The sequence below is a fragment of the Mesobacillus foraminis genome (assembly GCF_004340465.1).
Taxonomy (GTDB): Bacteria; Bacillota; Bacilli; order Bacillales; family Cytobacillaceae; genus Mesobacillus_B; species Mesobacillus_B foraminis.
The window spans coordinates 63,608-79,176 of record NZ_SLVV01000007.1; the positions used below are offsets into that span (position 1 = coordinate 63,608).

16 protein-coding genes are annotated in these 15,569 nt (G+C 43.5%); 13 read left to right on the forward strand and 3 right to left on the reverse strand.

What is annotated here, in order from left to right; genetic code table 11:
- The first annotated feature begins 85 nt into the window (after positions 1 to 85).
- The 5 genes from thpR to EV146_RS13580 all read left to right on the forward strand — a co-directional run bounded on the left by thpR (position 86) and on the right by EV146_RS13580 (position 5,791).
- Complete coding sequence (gene thpR / locus EV146_RS13560) at positions 86 to 652, forward strand: RNA 2',3'-cyclic phosphodiesterase (RefSeq protein ID WP_132007089.1); 567 nt, start codon at positions 86 to 88, stop codon at positions 650 to 652.
- A 34-nt stretch (positions 653 to 686) separates the two neighbouring features.
- A complete protein-coding gene (locus tag EV146_RS13565) occupies positions 687 to 1,637 on the forward strand; it encodes an NERD domain-containing protein (RefSeq protein ID WP_132007092.1) in 951 nt (316 codons plus the stop codon).
- Positions 1,638 to 1,663: 26 nt separating this feature from the next.
- Positions 1,664 to 2,608, forward strand: a complete 945-nt coding sequence (locus tag EV146_RS13570) for a diacylglycerol/lipid kinase family protein (protein ID WP_158287102.1) — start codon at positions 1,664 to 1,666, stop codon at positions 2,606 to 2,608.
- Positions 2,609 to 2,642: 34 nt separating this feature from the next.
- Positions 2,643 to 4,781, forward strand: a complete 2,139-nt coding sequence (pulA, locus tag EV146_RS13575) for a type I pullulanase (RefSeq protein WP_132007098.1) — start codon at positions 2,643 to 2,645, stop codon at positions 4,779 to 4,781.
- A 236-nt stretch (positions 4,782 to 5,017) separates the two neighbouring features.
- Positions 5,018 to 5,791: a phosphotransferase family protein gene (locus EV146_RS13580; RefSeq protein WP_121611388.1), complete on the forward strand. Its 774-nt coding sequence runs from the start codon at positions 5,018 to 5,020 to the stop codon at positions 5,789 to 5,791.
- On the opposite strand, the gene EV146_RS13585 is transcribed toward EV146_RS13580, so the two are convergent.
- A complete protein-coding gene (locus EV146_RS13585) occupies positions 5,788 to 6,066 on the reverse strand; it encodes a YtzH-like family protein (RefSeq protein WP_121611389.1) in 279 nt (92 codons plus the stop codon). The genes EV146_RS13580 and EV146_RS13585 overlap by 4 nt on opposite strands.
- A gap of 198 nt (positions 6,067 to 6,264) precedes the next feature.
- Between EV146_RS13585 and trmB the strand changes: the two genes are divergently transcribed.
- On the forward strand, positions 6,265 to 6,909 hold the full coding sequence (gene trmB / locus EV146_RS13590) for a tRNA (guanosine(46)-N7)-methyltransferase TrmB (protein WP_132007101.1): 645 nt from the start codon (positions 6,265 to 6,267) through the stop codon (positions 6,907 to 6,909).
- A 97-nt stretch (positions 6,910 to 7,006) separates the two neighbouring features.
- The gene (locus EV146_RS13595; RefSeq protein ID WP_132007672.1) at positions 7,007 to 7,852 is read left to right on the forward strand and encodes a YtnP family quorum-quenching lactonase; all 846 of its coding nucleotides are present in this window, start codon (positions 7,007 to 7,009) and stop codon (positions 7,850 to 7,852) included.
- 27 nt (positions 7,853 to 7,879) lie between these two features.
- Here the strand turns inward: EV146_RS13595 and EV146_RS13600 are convergent, their stop codons facing one another.
- Positions 7,880 to 8,191, reverse strand: coding sequence for a PepSY domain-containing protein (locus tag EV146_RS13600; RefSeq protein WP_121611392.1), 312 nt, complete (start codon positions 8,189 to 8,191; stop codon positions 7,880 to 7,882).
- Between the two features lie 208 nt (positions 8,192 to 8,399).
- Between EV146_RS13600 and EV146_RS13605 the strand changes: the two genes are divergently transcribed.
- Together EV146_RS13605 and EV146_RS13610 are read left to right on the forward strand one after the other, a co-directional pair.
- Positions 8,400 to 9,473: a M42 family metallopeptidase gene (locus EV146_RS13605; RefSeq protein WP_132007104.1), complete on the forward strand. Its 1,074-nt coding sequence runs from the start codon at positions 8,400 to 8,402 to the stop codon at positions 9,471 to 9,473.
- 48 nt (positions 9,474 to 9,521) lie between these two features.
- Entirely contained in the window at positions 9,522 to 10,052 is a 531-nt protein-coding gene (locus EV146_RS13610; RefSeq protein WP_132007107.1) for a DUF84 family protein, read from the forward strand.
- 115 nt (positions 10,053 to 10,167) lie between these two features.
- Here the strand turns inward: EV146_RS13610 and EV146_RS13615 are convergent, their stop codons facing one another.
- Entirely contained in the window at positions 10,168 to 10,614 is a 447-nt protein-coding gene (locus EV146_RS13615; protein WP_132007110.1) for a YtoQ family protein, read from the reverse strand.
- A 194-nt stretch (positions 10,615 to 10,808) separates the two neighbouring features.
- Here EV146_RS13615 and EV146_RS13620 point away from each other — a divergent pair, with 194 nt between their 5' ends.
- The 4 genes from EV146_RS13620 to EV146_RS13635 all read left to right on the forward strand — a co-directional run bounded on the left by EV146_RS13620 (position 10,809) and on the right by EV146_RS13635 (position 15,519).
- Complete coding sequence (locus tag EV146_RS13620; RefSeq protein WP_132007113.1) at positions 10,809 to 11,312, forward strand: outer membrane protein assembly factor BamD; 504 nt, start codon at positions 10,809 to 10,811, stop codon at positions 11,310 to 11,312.
- A gap of 111 nt (positions 11,313 to 11,423) precedes the next feature.
- The gene (locus tag EV146_RS13625) at positions 11,424 to 11,738 is read left to right on the forward strand and encodes a thioredoxin family protein (RefSeq protein WP_121611397.1); all 315 of its coding nucleotides are present in this window, start codon (positions 11,424 to 11,426) and stop codon (positions 11,736 to 11,738) included.
- Between the two features lie 3 nt (positions 11,739 to 11,741).
- On the forward strand, positions 11,742 to 12,536 hold the full coding sequence (locus tag EV146_RS13630) for a DUF1444 domain-containing protein (protein WP_132007116.1): 795 nt from the start codon (positions 11,742 to 11,744) through the stop codon (positions 12,534 to 12,536).
- Between the two features lie 166 nt (positions 12,537 to 12,702).
- Positions 12,703 to 15,519, forward strand: a complete 2,817-nt coding sequence (locus EV146_RS13635; RefSeq protein WP_132007119.1) for a DNA translocase FtsK — start codon at positions 12,703 to 12,705, stop codon at positions 15,517 to 15,519.
- The last annotated feature ends 50 nt before the right edge of the window (positions 15,520 to 15,569 follow it).

Here is a 15,569-nt window from a genome sequence, read left to right on the forward strand (position 1 = left end):
CAGACACAATATCAAATCATGAATCTCTCCGGTTCCTCCATTGGTTTGTTAAAATAGATCATGAAACAGAAAGGGCGTTTAACGTATGTCTGATGAAAAACACCATTATTTTTATGCCTTGGCATTGCCTGATGAAGCGAAGGAGTGCCTATCGGCAGCAGGTAAAGAGCTGCAGGAACAATTTCCGTTTAAACGATGGGTCCATCCGCTGGATCTGCATATTACTCTTGCTTTCCTGGGGAATGCTCCGGAAGAAAAACTCAATGCTTCTATAAAAAACCTGGAGGCCACTTTAAATCCCGGAAAGTTTTCTCTGCAAATCGAGAAGCTAGGTGTCTTTGGAAAAATGGACTCACCCAGGATCTTTTGGGCCGGTGTTAACCACGAACCAAAATTAAATGATGCGAGAGAACAAGTATACGCGTCATGCAAAGCTTCTGGATTTCAGCTGGAAACACGGCCATTTAAGCCACATATAACGTTAGCAAGAAAGTGGGCAGGGAATGAGCCGTTTTCACCACAGCTTTTAGAGATGAAAAATCCATTCCTCAAGGATCCGGTGCTATTAAGTGGAGATAAAATCGTTTTATACAAGACCAATTTAGGGAAAGAACCTAAATATGAGCCAGTTAAAGTTTTTCCTCTCAGGTAAATCGAAATTTGATATGTAAAGGACAGGGCAAAGTATGGCGCAACTAATTAAGCTTCATGACTATGTGTCACGCTATCAGCAGGATATTTTTGTATATCCCTCGCGGTATGTACGTCTGAAACAGAAGCAATGGCAAGGGTTAAAAATGGCTTGGGAGAATGAGCCGCCTTCGGGAAATGAAAATATACTGTCTGGCATGAATCAAGCTGGAAAGAAGAAACAGGATTTTCTGCAAAAGATGAAAAAAGTCTTCATTAAGCGTAAAGAGCTTGAACAGGAGATGGAAGATTTGGGTAAAAAGGAAAGTGAGGATGAGGAACTGGAGGTATCAGAAATTCCTTCTAACATTCAAACAGAGATAGAGTTAAAGCAGTATTATCTAGATCGCCTGCTGCCTTTTCAGTTGAAATGGGCCAGCTCTACCTTAATGGAAAGATCGTTCCCTGATCAGTCATTCTTTAGAGATGGAAATCTCAGATATTTCCTTCAAAGGTTTCCTGACACATTCCTGGTCATGTACAAACCAGTTTTCCTGCTGAGGAACGCTCCAGTGGAAGGGGAAAGTATCCTTATCACCCCAACTGCAGCTTGGTGCATCACTTTCCTGGAGGACGAAACAGATGCTGTTTATATTGGTTCAAAGGAGCACTTTTGGAATAAAAAGACAGGCAATCAAGAGGTTAAGCTCCTGAACCCATTGCTTGCTTTGGACAGGACAGAAAAAATTGTCCAGCATCTATTTAATGATTTAGACATCGATATGCCGGTCTTTAAAGCAATTCTTTCCCGAAACGGCTATATCGATTATTCTTTCCCGCCCTATGGCATACAGTTTATAGATAAGAGAAATTACCCGGAATGGTTCCAGTCTATGAGAAGTTTGAGCTCCCCTCTTAAGCATGTGCAGTTAAAGGGAGCGCAGGCACTACTTGCACACTGTCTAACGACATCGGTGAGAAGGGCCGAATGGAGAACAGATGGATAAAACCCTTCCAAATAAGGCGGAAATATATGAAGAGGATATACTTTATTGTCAACCTCCATGCTAAAAATGGGGGCTGCCGAAAGACATGGGGAATAATTGAAAAGGAATTAAAGGCAAAAAAAGTTTCATATAAAGCGTTTTTTACTGAATATCCGGGCCATGCGGCAATTTTAGCCGATTCCATAGGAAGGTTTCTCACGAGCGATGAAGCATTTGTAACTGCAGTAGGCGGTGACGGAACATTTCATGAAGTTGTTAACGGGTCCGCTGAGCACCGGAATATCACTTTAGGATTTATTCCGGCTGGATCAGGCAACGATTTCTCAAGAGGTCTAGGCATTCCAAAACATGCTAAGAGAGCCATATCCCAGCTTTTAAAAAGCATGGACCAAAAGACTGTCCAGTTTATTGATAGTGGCAGGATTTCTCAACAAGGCAGGGACCATACCTATTTTATTAACAGTATGGGAGCGGGCTTTGATGCTGATGTAGCAAAGGGATCGAATGAATCGGAGATGAAAAGCCTGTTTAACCGCTTTTTACTTGGTCGACTAATTTATGTATATATATTATTGAAGCTCCTTTTTACTTATAAAAGGACCGATATGGAGATATGGGTAGACGGGAAAAAATACAAATTTGAAAAAGTCTGGTTTGTGGCCATTTCAAACCAGATATACTATGGCGGGGGAATGAAAATCGCACCTGATGCTGTGCCTACGGATGGATTGCTTGATATGACGGTTGTCTACAGCCTTTCCAGATTAAAGCTATTATTTGTCTTTATTACAGTATTTTGGGGAGGCCATGCTGCCTTTCAGGAAGTTTGGACCTGCAGAGGGATGAAGGTATCTATACGGTCGGGCCGGAAAGTCCGGGTGCATGCTGACGGAGAAGTGATTGGAGAGACCCCAGTAATGATCCAGGTCTGCAGGGGTGCAGTTCCTGTAGCTGGAATCTTGACAAACTGAGAAGATAGAGAAGGGCTGAGGAGATGAAAAATTTATGATTGCAATAAAACGGATGTTTGACGCGTATCTAGATGAAATGCAGACGATCACTATACTACTCCCGCATTCTTACCATCATGGTTCCTCTTCAGCATTTTATATACATGATGGGAACGAGAATATCCCACTTGTCATAAAAGAAAAGATACCGCTTGCAGATAGTGTTAAATATATATGCCATACAACTTTTAGACCAGATATTGGAAAGATGTATCCGGTTCTTGATGAGCATGGTGGAAAAACGGACCTGCAGATCGGGGCAGTTATCCGCACAACGGAGTTTGACCAGAGCTTTTCATATGCAGGCGATGATTTAGGAGTCACACTCCTTCCTGATAAGACGCTCTTTAAAATTTGGGCGCCAACCTCTACCCAGGTCAAGCTGAAACTATGGAATAAAGACGACGGTGCACCCGAACTGCGAGTGATGCACCGAGGGGATAAAGGAGTCTGGTCAATAGAAGTAGATGGCAGCCTTGAGCTATATCGATACAGCTTCCTTGTCTGCATTAATCTCGAATGGAGGGAAGCAGCCGATCCATATGCCAAGGCCGTGACGGCCAATGGAAAAAGCGGGGTTATCGTCAACCTGGAAAAAACGAGACGCACGAAACAGGTGCTACCTGGTTTTGATCATCCATGTGATGCGGTGATCTATGAAACCCATGTCCGGGACCTGACGATTCATCCTGCAAGCGGTGTTATTCATAAAGGAAAATATCTGGGAGCTGCAGAATTGGACACTAAAAGTCCTTCAGGTGAAGCAACCGGACTTTCTTATATTAAAAATCTAGGCATTACTCATATTGAATTTCTCCCTTTTCATGACTTTGAAGGTGTAGATGAGCTGGATCCTTTAAAGGAATACAACTGGGGCTACAATCCAGTCCACTTCAATGTGCCTGATGGGAGCTATTCACTGGACCCAAATGACCCATATAAAAGGATCAGTGAATTAAAGCAGCTGATTTCTGCGGTACATTCCCAGGGCCTGAGAGTCATTATGGATGCAGTTTATAATCATGTTTATATCAGGGAAAAATCTCCATTTGAACAAATCGTACCCGGTTACTATTTCCGCCACGATGCAGACGGCCTCCCTTCCAACGGAACAGGAGTTGGAAATGACTTTGCCTCTGAACGTGCCATGGCAAGGAAATTTATTGTTGATTCGGTCCGCTACTGGATGGAGGAGTTTCACCTCGATGGGTTACGTTTCGATTTAATGGGAATTCTTGATATTGGAACTATGCAGGCTGTCAGAAAAAAAGTTGATGAAATCGATCACTCAGCCCTGATTATTGGGGAGGGATGGGACCTGAACACCCCTATTCCAAATGAAGAAAAAGCGAGCATCGGAAATCAGGCGAAAATCCCGCGGATCGGTCAATTCAACGATTGGTTCAGGGACACAATTAAAGGAAGCACCTTTAATCTTTATGATCGTGGATATGCGCTGGGGAATGAAAGGTACACAGAATCGGCAAAGCAGGTAATGGCCGGAAGTATCGGGATCGGTAAGCGAAAAACAGGATTGTTCCTGGAGCCTGCTCAGTCGGTAAATTACGTTGAATCTCATGATAATCATACTCTTTGGGATAAGATGGAGGCTTGCGGGCAGGACAGCATTGAAAAGAGGCACCGTCTTGCTACCTCGATGGTCCTCCTTGCACAGGGGATTCCTTTCCTTCATAGCGGACAGGAGTTTTTCCGAACAAAAAGGGGAACTGGCAACAGTTATCGGTCACCTGATGACGTAAATTGGCTGGACTGGGAGCTAAGGGATGCCAATTTGGAAAATGTCAGGTATATTCAAGGGATTTTGTCCATTCGCCGCTCACACCAAGCGTTCAGATTACCTAATACATCTTTAATCCGCACGCATATGAGTTTCTCGCCTCAGCCTCCTCCAGTGATTGGATACACTCTTTCGGATGTTGGAATGTTCGGGAAATGGACTACAATTGCCGCTTTTTTTAATCCTTCTCTTGATAAGAAAAGTGCAGAATTGCCTGGGGAAGGGGACTGGAAAATTTTAGCTGACGGAAAGCAGGCTTCAGCAGAGCCTATTGGAGTTTTAACTGGCAAAAGCGCTGAGCTGCCGCCATGCTCCTTGCTTATTGCAGTCCGATGAACATTAAAGATTTCTTATGGATAGCGGGAAACCTTTGATGTAAAATGTTAAATAAGTGGTCATGTACTTGACGAGGAAAGCAAGTTGGAGATAAAATTTATAAAGATAGCTATTGTACGATATCTTAATCAATAGCTGTCTTTTTTATTCTTAGGAATGTTATCCGTAAACATATATTAGTTTCACAATCTTAGCTATGGAATGGAAATAGTGACATAAATTGAAGGTGAACAACTTTGGAAGATTTATTTGGACAGGATTGGGAAATCGTTCCTGCAGGCGGTGCCACCGGAGCTGCCTATTTTGCCCGGCATGAAGAACAACGCCTGTTTTTAAAGCGGAATTCTTCACCTTTTCTTGCAGTTCTATCCGCTGAAGGGATTGTCCCCAAGCTTGTTTGGACAAAAAGGCTGGAAACAGGCGATGTAATTACTGCCCAGCAATGGCTTAATGGGCGGGAATTAAAGTCGGCAGACATGCATGATGAGAGTGTGGCAAAGCTTTTAAAGAAAATCCATTGCTCAAAACCGCTGCTTGGAATGCTGAAAAGACTTGGCAAGACTCCGTTGAAGCCTGCGACCCTTTTGGAGGTTCTCAAGGACAGCATTGATGAAGAAGTATACAGGCTTTCTGCTGTAGCGGCTGCTCTTAAGTTCCTTGAAAGTGAATTGGAGCATATTGATGTTAATGAAAAAGTTGTCTGCCATTGTGATGTAAATCATAACAACTGGCTGTTGGCAGACGACAACCAGTTGTTTTTAATTGACTGGGATGGAGCCATGATTGCGGACCCTGCCATCGATCTCGGCATGCTCCTCTATTCGTATATCCCTGAGGAGAAATGGGAAGACTGGCTTCGCCTATATGGAATACCTTTGACACCAGGTCTTAAGATTCGCATGAAGTGGTACTTCATTGCCCAGGTATTGACCCACATCCAATGGCATAAAAGCCAAAAGAGATTTCCAGAAATGGAAAAATGGGTGCAATATCTTGAAAAGGCAATCTAAGAAAATTGTCCAATATCATCCACCCAGGAGGATAAATTGGTCTGGTTGGAAAGGATATGCTCATCGAGGTCTGCAGAGTATTTTCCATTTTGGCTGTAATTATATATTTCCTGTAAGATCGGCTTTACATTGCTGTCAAGATTGTTATTCACCATCAATGACTTCACAAGCCGTTCCAGTTGTTCACATTCGGAAACTGAACCGCAGCAGTCGGTTTGGTGGTTTGTTAATATATCTTTTAAAAGATTGACTTGATCATGATGATTAAGAGGCATGCCATTCACCCTTTCGTCACTAATTTATTAAAACTATTCGCTCGTACGCATCTGCATTTTAAAAAAGTAATCCACATAGATATTTTGTGGATTCTTTTTTTGTTTATACTAGGTATGAATGAGAACTTATTTAGCTTGATATTTAGTACTGGCACGTGATATGGTTTGAACGATATCATTTTTTACAGAGGTGTCTTGATGAGATTAAGAAATAAGCCATGGGCTAAAGATAAACTTTCAGATAATCCCCAGTACGTTGTCCATGAACCTGAGCAATACCGCGGCCGCTGGAACGAGCTTTTTAAACAAAACCAGCACCTTCATATTGAAATCGGCACTGGAAAGGGCCGTTTCATTACGGAAATGGCAAAGGCTAATCCTGAGATTAATTACATTGGAATTGAGCTGCAGGAGAGTGTCATTGTTTCCGCACTGGACAGGGTGATTGAAGCAGAAGTGAATAATTGCAAATTAATGAACGTAAATGCTGCGGAGCTGGGAAAATATTTTGCCCGCGGAGATGTTGACCGTGTCTACCTTAATTTTTCTGATCCATGGCCAAAAACCAGGCATGAAAAAAGAAGGCTGACATATAAGAGTTTCCTGTCCACTTATGAAGAGATCCTCGTTCCGAATGGAGAAATTCATTTTAAAACAGATAACCAGGGGCTTTTTGAGTATTCGTTAACAAGCTTTTCCGCTTATGGCTTGCTGTTGAAATATGTCAGTCTTGATTTGCATCACAGTGATTTTGAAGGCAATATCATGACCGAATATGAAGAAAAGTTCTCTTCAAGGGGAAATAGGATTTACAGGGCTGAGGTCCAATATCGGACAAAATAAGATAAAAACACCTGGCAGAAGCCTGGTGTTTTTTTTATTTTCAATTGTCTGTAAACTCAGGTAGAATGAATAGGAGTATGATGACAGGGGGGACATGATGGAACAGTTAAAGATAGGAAGCTGCACTTTTACGTGGCTCAATGGAGGAGTGACCCACCTTGATGGAGGTGCGATGTTTGGAGTTGTGCCTAAGGCGCTATGGGCCAAAAAATACAAAGTGAATGAAAAAAACCAAATTGAATTAAGGACAGATCCCATTTTGATTCAAACTGGTTCAAACAATTTCCTGGTTGAAGCAGGGATAGGGAATGGGAAGCTGTCTGATAAACAGAAACGCAACTTCGGTGTAGAGGAAGAATCAAAAGTAGAAGATTCTTTAGGAAAATTGGGGCTTTCGGCATTGGATATTGACTACGTACTCATGACTCACATGCATTATGACCATTCGTGCGGGTTAACTAGAGAAAAAGAGGGGCGATATTTTTCTGTTTATCCCAATGCCAAAATTGTCACCTCCGAGGTTGAGTGGGACGAAATGAGGAATCCCAATATTCGTTCCAGAAATACATATTGGAGAGAAAATTGGGAGCCCGTTCAAGAGCAGGTGGTAACTTTTAAGAAAGAATGGTCTGAAGGCCCTTTAAGAATGATCCATACTGGCGGTCACAGCAATGGACACTCCATTCTAATCATAGAAGACGAGGGAGTAACGGCTGTTCACATGGCCGACCTAATGGCAACCCATGCCCATCAGAATCCTCTTTGGGTTATGGCCTATGATGACTATCCGATCGACTCCATTCAGGCAAAGAAAGAGTGGCTGGACTTCGGGGTGAAAAGAAATGCATGGTTCACTTTTTACCATGACGCCATATACCGGGCCATAAAGCTCAAGGAGAATGGCGATATCCAGGCGGCCGTTAACAGGGAATTAAACAAGTAAAGGCCTGGAACAGTGCCAGGCCTTCTTTTAGAGCAGTTTATTGGTTTCAAGAATAGTTCCGGAAGCTGCATCAGCAACAAATTCGAATTGTTCAAGTACGCCATCAAGAGTTCTGCTGATACCGCCTCTGTAGACTTTATACTCAATGGGCGGCCGGGAATAATTCTCAGGATTCATATTGATCCATGAACCGCTGATGGGTCCAGCTTTTTTAAAAGCTGCCTTCGCCTGCTCCAGAACATACTCTGGCGAAATATCCTTACGTGAAACGGCTTCTTTTACTGCATAGGCACCCGCAAGACCTGTACCGACTCCGACAAGAAAATACTTCCAGTTCATATTGACCTCCGTTCAATTGTCAAAAAACTTATTTTACTCATCATATCAAATAACTATATGCTATCAAAGAAAAATCATATCCCATTCTTCAAACCGCCTCACAGGGAGCGGGGTAATTATTGGCAACCTCAGAAAACTTCTGTAAAATAACAGTTGGAATACATAATAATTAGATACGCTAAATAAAAGATAAAAAAGGAGCCAGAGTATGAATGAGCAAACATTAAATTTGTTCCAAACATTGACTGAGCTGCCTGGAGCCTCTGGATTTGAGCATAAAGTCCGCGGGTTCATGCGCAGCCAGCTTGGCCAATATGCAGATGAGATCGTCCAGGATGGTTTAGGAAGTATTTTCGGTGTCAAACGAGGAGATGCTGATGGACCGACAGTCATGGTGGCGGGTCACATGGATGAAGTTGGATTCATGGTGACAAACATTACAAAAAATGGGATGATTCGCTTTCAGACACTTGGCGGTTGGTGGAGCCAGGTCCTTTTGGCACAGCGCGTCCAAATCTGGACAGAAAATGGTCCGGTGATGGGAGTGATCGGGTCCATCCCTCCTCATCTGCTTGATGATTCAAAGCGCAACAAGCCGATGGATATCAAAAACATGTTGATTGATATCGGTGCTGATGATAAAGAAGATGCGATAAAAATCGGCATTAAACCAGGCCAGCAAATTGTTCCAGTATGTCCGTTTACTCCGATGGCGAATAACAAGAAAATTATGGCCAAGGCATGGGATAATCGTTATGGATGCGGTCTTGCGATTGAATTGCTCAAGGAAACGAAGGATGAAACCCTTCCAAATATTCTCTATTCCGGTGCCACTGTACAGGAGGAAGTTGGATTGAGAGGGGCGCAGACTTCTGCAAGCTTGATCAAGCCTGATATTTTCTTTGCGCTGGATGCAAGCCCGGCCAATGATATGTCAGGGGATAAAAATGAATTTGGCCAGCTTGGAAAAGGAGCACTTCTAAGGATTCTGGACAGAAGCATGGTTACCCATCGGGGAATGAGAGAATTTATTCTTGATACAGCTGAAACGAACAGCATTCCATATCAATACTTTGTTTCGCAGGGAGGTACGGATGCAGGTCGGGTGCATATCTCCAACGAAGGAATTCCTAGCGGTGTGATAGGGATTTGTTCCCGTTATATCCATACCCATGCCTCCATTGTCCATGTCGATGACTACGCAGCGGCGAAAGAATTGCTGGTCAAGCTGGTCAGGGCATGTGATAAAACAACAGTGGAAACGATTAGGCAGAACAGCTAGAGGGGCAGTCATCTGCCTCTTTTTGCTGAAAAAGAAAAGGAGGACGGCATGCTGATTGCGATTGGATCCAAAAACCCTGCTAAAATTGCTGCAGCGGAAAATGCATTTATGGACTACAAAATTGACCTTATCCCGATTGATGTTCCCTCTGGTGTAAATGAACAGCCTTTTTCAGATGAAGAAACAATAAAAGGAGCGGTTAACCGCGCGCAGGCCGCAGCTGAAATGGCCGGCGCGGATATTGGCATCGGACTTGAAGGAGGTGTCCATCAAAGTGATTATGGACTGCTGCTTTGCAATTGGGGCGCACTGGCAGCAAAAGGCATGCAGCCTATTATCGCTGGAGGAGCCAGAATCCTGTTGCCGGAGGAGATTGCCACGAGTCTTATGGCCGGGGAGGAATTAGGTCCGGTAATGGACGAGTACTCGAAAAAGCAAAACGTCCGCAAAAATGAGGGAGCAGTTGGTATTTTTACCAATGAATATGTCAACAGGGCGGAAATGTTCTCTCATGTCATGAAGCTATTACTTGGTCAGTATGAATATCAGTTAAAGAACCGGGACCGTACGTTAGGATAGGAAGGTCTGATTGAAACAACAATCATGCACGCGGAGAAAAATATGTTTTTCTCCGCGTGTTTTTTAGTTACTAATAAAAATACCAAGTTCAAATGCTCTTTTCCCAAATGTGGCCTCACAGTTCTTCAAAAATATAGGACAAAGCTTTTATTGCCTGATCAACATTTTCAACGGTTACATTCGCTTTGCGGGAAAGCTCTTTCAAGGGATGGTGCAGTTCAACAGGCCTGATCAATATCAGCGGTTTACCAAGTGAAAGTGCAGCACTGGCGTCCATTGCTGTATTCCATTGTTTGTATTTCTCCCCAAATAAAGCGATGACGAGATCCGATTTATTGAGGAGCACTTCTGTCCTCAGATTGTTGATGCTCGATGCTGCCTCATCACGAAACACGGATCCCGGCTGTTTTCCGAGAATTTCCTCTCCGATTAAATCAGAACGATCATGATTCTCCATTGGCCCTACAAAGGTAATTGGAAGTTTGAGAGAATGTGCCTTTTCTTTAATTTCTTCGCGCCAGCTGCTGTGAATTTCTCCTGCAAGATAAACGGTCAATTCCAATATTGTTCCCTCCATTCTTCAAGTCATAAATATTTTACCATTTTTTTATGGCAGGATAGAAATGGGAATTGACTTTGAAGGGTTGTCACTGGCTTAACTAAAACGGTATGATAGTACAGAACTATTACTATTTTAATATAACTTTATGCCCAGGGAGCTGCTAAAAAGGCTTTCGTTGGCGAGGAGGGACATCAATGCGACTGAATGGGTGGAAGGCATCTATTATCTTAACAGCTGTCCTGCTGCTGGCAGGCTGTTCCCCGTCATTTGAAGAAGAGCAAAAAAAGGCAGGCGAGGCTGCTGAAGCCGAGATGAACTCCAAACAGGAAAAAGCAAACAGCGGCAATAAGGAGATAGAGTATCATTTGCCTTTTGGAGTCGAATTGGAAAAGGAGACTCCTAGCAATATATTGCTCAAAAATGGATCAAAAACATATATTCTTTTCTATAATCCCCATGAAAATGCACAAAGTCGGATTGTCTATGAATCCACTCTTGAGCAGCAGCCTGATTGGGATGTAAAGCATACCTTTAAAAAGGAAGAAAAGTTTGGCTATCTTCTGATCAAAGGGCTGGAAGATGATGCTTATCAGGTTGTGACTGGAATTGGAGGAGTAAAGGTAACGACGGAAACGAAGAATCTTCAATCGGATGCGGCACTAATGATGAATATTGCAAATTCTGTCAAGGTAAAATAAGGGGCGTCATCCATTGGGATGGCGCTTTTTTACTCAGTAAAGGACAGTTTAGTTTCTTTTTCAATAGAGGAAGTTTAAAATGAAAACAGGAAATTGATTGGAGGAATAGACTTGAAAAAACTTGAATCTGTTGAACAATTTGAATCGTTAAAGAATGGCGGTAAACATATATTTTTATTCTCTGCAGACTGGTGCCCTGATTGCCGGATCATTGAGCCAGTCCTGCCTGAAATTGAACAGAAATTTGCTGAGTATACTTTTGTATATGTAGACAGGGATGAGTTCATCGACCTGTGCATCCAGCTGGATGTTTTCGGGATTCCAAGCTTTCTTGCCTATGAAAGCGGAAAGGAATTGGGCAGGTTTGTAAGCAAAGACCGCAAGACACAGGAACAAATTGAAGCGTTTATTGGAGGCCTGGCCTAAAATATGAATAGTAAAAAAATGAGGAGAGAGCTGGAGGAACGGCTAAAGAGTCCGGAGAGAACATTCCTTTATGACCGGGAAAAAGACCAGCTTAGAATCGAAGACAAACAAACTGGACGTGGCATAACGGTTGCCCTGCCCGGGATCATTGCCAAGTGGCAGGAACAAAAGGAAAAGGCTATTGAGGAAACCGTCTATTATGTTGCTGAAGGGCTTTCGGCCATGACAGGAGATGTCCAGCTTTCAGGAAAGGAAAAGAACATTTTCCCAGTGATACGTTCTACTTCTTTCCCGGAAGAGGCAGAAGAGGGGGTTCCATTCTTTTTTGACAGCCATACAGCTGAAACGAGAATCTACTATGCCCTTGATATGGGAAAAACATACCGGTTGATTGATAAAAAGCTTCTGGAGCTGGAAGGCTGGAAAGAAACACAAATCAGAGAAACAGCATTGTTCAATGTAAGGTCCCTTTCGGCGAATTTTAAGGAGGACCAGGTGGCAGGCAACATCTTTTACTTCCTGAATTCAAATGATGGCTACGATGCCAGCAGAATCCTGAATGAACGCCTTTTAGGAGAAATGAAGTCAAAAGTGGAGGGGACAATGGCGATAGCTGTCCCGCACCAGGATGTTCTGATCATCGCTGATATTCGGAATCACACCGGCTACGATATTTTGGCGCAAATGACAATGAGCTTTTTTGCGAGCGGACGGGTACCAATAACGGCATTATCTTTCCTGTATGAAGACAATGAACTGGAGCCGATTTTTATTTTAGGAAAAAATAAAACGAAATAACGAATGAAACCATCTTGCAAACTTGAAAGCCCTTCATTGGGCTTTTACTTATTTTGGGGCGCTCTCCAATGATGTAAGAGATATTTCCTATTCTTCTAATTTATCTCGAAAATTAAAGAATACCTGTTAAAATAAGAGTGATACAAAATAGAAAGAGTGATTGCAGTTGAGTTGGATTAAAAAGCTTTTCCAAATGTTTGCAGGAGAAGGCGAAGAAATTGAGCGAGAGCATTACGAGACAAAAAAGAAATTCCATGAATATTCAAATGACAGGAATGTAATCAGGAGAGAACCTGAAGCAAAAGTATTATATCAATATCCAAAGGGGCAGTTTAAATTCCCTTTAATACCGGATTCCAAGACAACAGAGAGGTCTGAGACGCAGAGTCATAGAAGCCAGAAGAAGGAATCTCCACCAGTAAAATCCAACCCCGCAGAGTTTGAAGGGGAACGTCAGGAATATGTGAAACCCGTAAAACCCGTAAAAATCCCGGTGGGCAATCGTCAGCCGTTTCGTCCAACGGAGACTCCTTCACCCGTTTTTGCTTTTAGCAGGCCAAAGACCGGCGGGACGGTCGAATATGAACTGAATGGATTTATGAAGGCAGCATCCGAGAGTGAGACAATGTCAGGTAAAGAAGCGCCAGGAGAAGAGCGTTCTTCAGAAATGATCCAGGCGATTGATTCAAATGAGCCTTCAATCAAACAACAAGGCCCCTCAGTTCCGCCTGACCTTACTGAAAAGGGAAAGAATGAAGAAGCTGAGTCCGTTTATCAAGATTTCCAATCAGCGGAGACAAAAGAGGCTCCCGAGGCTGTTGGGGCTCTAAAAGAGGAACCATTACAGTTAATTGCTTCGCAGCCAGAAGAAGCTGCCCTTAGCAAAAATGCGGCTACAGAAGAATCCATTAGCGTAAATACTTTGAGAGAGCCTGAAATGAATAGCGCTCGAATCATGGAGCAGGAAGCAATCCAGAAGGAAAAAAAGGATTCAGAAGCTCACGAACTATCTGTTGAAGCACCCCGAGGGACAGAACAGGTACATCTGCTGCCGAGCAATAAAGGGGAGGCGGTGGAGTCTAAGGGTACAGCTGTTTCCGAAGATCATTCACGGACAGAGATTCCGGTAAATGAAGAAAATCCGCAGGAAATGAGTGATTCTGCAACGGAACTGAATACGGCAATTCAGCAGGTTTCCGGGGTGGCTGCTTCGAAGACTGAAGAACAGCCGTTTTATGAAGAACAGCATGCCGCTGAAGCAGGACTTCACGAAAAGGCTGTTGTGGCTGAAGAATCAGTTCCTGAAGAAGAGCCTGTCCAGTTTGCTGATGAAAATGAGGGAGATGCAGCTGCAGGCGCAGCCCCAGCCACTTCCCAAAAAAGGAATCTTCCATTCAATGTCCTGATGCTTAAGCAGGACCGGCGCAGGCTGGATGAAAGAAAACCAGCTGTTTCTCAAGCGGAAGAAAAATCTAGTACTCCGGAGCTCCAGGAAATTACTCATCATGCTATGGACAAAACCGAAGGCTCCGAAGCGAACTCTATAAGTGAGAATAAAGATATTTATAAGTTTCCTGGTCTTGAGCTCCTCAAGCCGCCTGTTACAATCGAAACCAGCAAAGACTGGCTTAACATACAGGAACAGGCTTTAAGTGAAACACTAAAAAACTTCAATGTAGGCGCGAAAGTAGTAAACGTGACTCAGGGACCATCCGTCACCCGTTTCGAGGTCCAGCCAGAACCAGGAGTAAAAGTAAACAAGATTACGAATTTAGCTGATGATATCAAGCTAAGCCTTGCCGCAAGGGATATCCGAATGGAGGCGCCGATTCCCGGCAAGCATACAATCGGGATCGAAGTCCCAAATGAAACCAGCCGGCCAGTCCTGATCAGCGAGATTTTAAAAACGGGTTATTTTAACGATTCGGAATCTCCGCTGGCCGTTGCTCTGGGCCTTGATATTGCCGGAACGCCGATCGTAACAGACTTAAAGAAAATGCCTCACGGATTGATTGCTGGTGCCACAGGGTCGGGAAAAAGCGTCTGCATTAACACCATGCTGGTGAGTCTGCTTTATAAAGCACACCCTGACGATGTTAAATTGCTTTTGATTGATCCCAAAATGGTTGAACTTGCTCCTTATAATCATATCCCCCATCTGGTCAGTCCTGTTATAACGGATGTTAAGGCTGCAACAGCATCGTTGAAGTGGGCTGTCGAAGAAATGGAGCGGAGATATGAGCTGTTTGCGCATGCAGGTGTACGCGATATAGGGCGATTCAATCAACTTGCCATCGAGCATGAACGGTATGCAGAAAAGCTGCCTTATATCGTTATTGTCATTGATGAACTTGCTGATTTGATGATGATGTCTCCGGCAGACGTTGAAGAGGCGATTTGCAGGATAGCCCAAAAAGCACGGGCATGCGGAATCCATTTGATCATTGCTACCCAAAGGCCTTCCGTCGATGTCATTACTGGCCTTATCAAAGCAAATGTTCCTACCAGGATTGCCTTTTCTGTTTCATCCCAGGTAGATTCCAGGACAATCATCGATATCAGTGGTGCGGAGAAACTGCTGGGACGCGGTGATATGCTGTTTTTGGAGAATGGTTCATCCAAGCCATTCCGTCTGCAGGGAACTTTTGTTTCCGATCAGGAAATAGACGATATTGTTGCTTTTGTGAGAAAACAGCGCGCGCCACAGTATTTATTCGAACAGGATGAACTTATCAAGAAATCCCAGCATTCAGAAGAAGAGGATGAGCTTTTTTATGAGGCATGCGAATTCGTTATCGAGCAAGGAGGGGCGTCCGCATCCAGTGTTCAGCGGCGCTTCAAAGTAGGGTATAATCGGGCCGCAAGGCTTATTGAGATGATGGAACAGCATGGTTTCATCTCTGAAGGCCGCGGGAGCAAGCCGCGGGATGTCCTGATTTCAGCTTCCGATCTGGAATCCTTCCAGGAGACTAGTACATTGTAAGGATTCATGGTATTCTTATTTGAAGTTAGAATGCTTAGGACTGCAGTATA

Coding starts and splice junctions, on each gene's coding strand:
- thpR (WP_132007089.1), top strand. CDS start 86: ATGTCTGATGAAAAACACCATTATTTTTATGCCTTGGCATTGCCTGAT.
- EV146_RS13565 (WP_132007092.1), top strand. CDS start 687: ATGGCGCAACTAATTAAGCTTCATGACTATGTGTCACGCTATCAGCAG.
- EV146_RS13570 (WP_158287102.1), top strand. CDS start 1,664: ATGAAGAGGATATACTTTATTGTCAACCTCCATGCTAAAAATGGGGGC.
- pulA (WP_132007098.1), top strand. CDS start 2,643: ATGATTGCAATAAAACGGATGTTTGACGCGTATCTAGATGAAATGCAG.
- EV146_RS13585 (WP_121611389.1), bottom strand. CDS start 6,066: ATGCCTCTTAATCATCATGATCAAGTCAATCTTTTAAAAGATATATTA.
- trmB (WP_132007101.1), top strand. CDS start 6,265: ATGAGATTAAGAAATAAGCCATGGGCTAAAGATAAACTTTCAGATAAT.
- EV146_RS13595 (WP_132007672.1), top strand. CDS start 7,007: ATGGAACAGTTAAAGATAGGAAGCTGCACTTTTACGTGGCTCAATGGA.
- EV146_RS13600 (WP_121611392.1), bottom strand. CDS start 8,191: ATGAACTGGAAGTATTTTCTTGTCGGAGTCGGTACAGGTCTTGCGGGT.
- EV146_RS13605 (WP_132007104.1), top strand. CDS start 8,400: ATGAATGAGCAAACATTAAATTTGTTCCAAACATTGACTGAGCTGCCT.
- EV146_RS13610 (WP_132007107.1), top strand. CDS start 9,522: ATGCTGATTGCGATTGGATCCAAAAACCCTGCTAAAATTGCTGCAGCG.
- EV146_RS13620 (WP_132007113.1), top strand. CDS start 10,809: ATGCGACTGAATGGGTGGAAGGCATCTATTATCTTAACAGCTGTCCTG.
- EV146_RS13630 (WP_132007116.1), top strand. CDS start 11,742: ATGAATAGTAAAAAAATGAGGAGAGAGCTGGAGGAACGGCTAAAGAGT.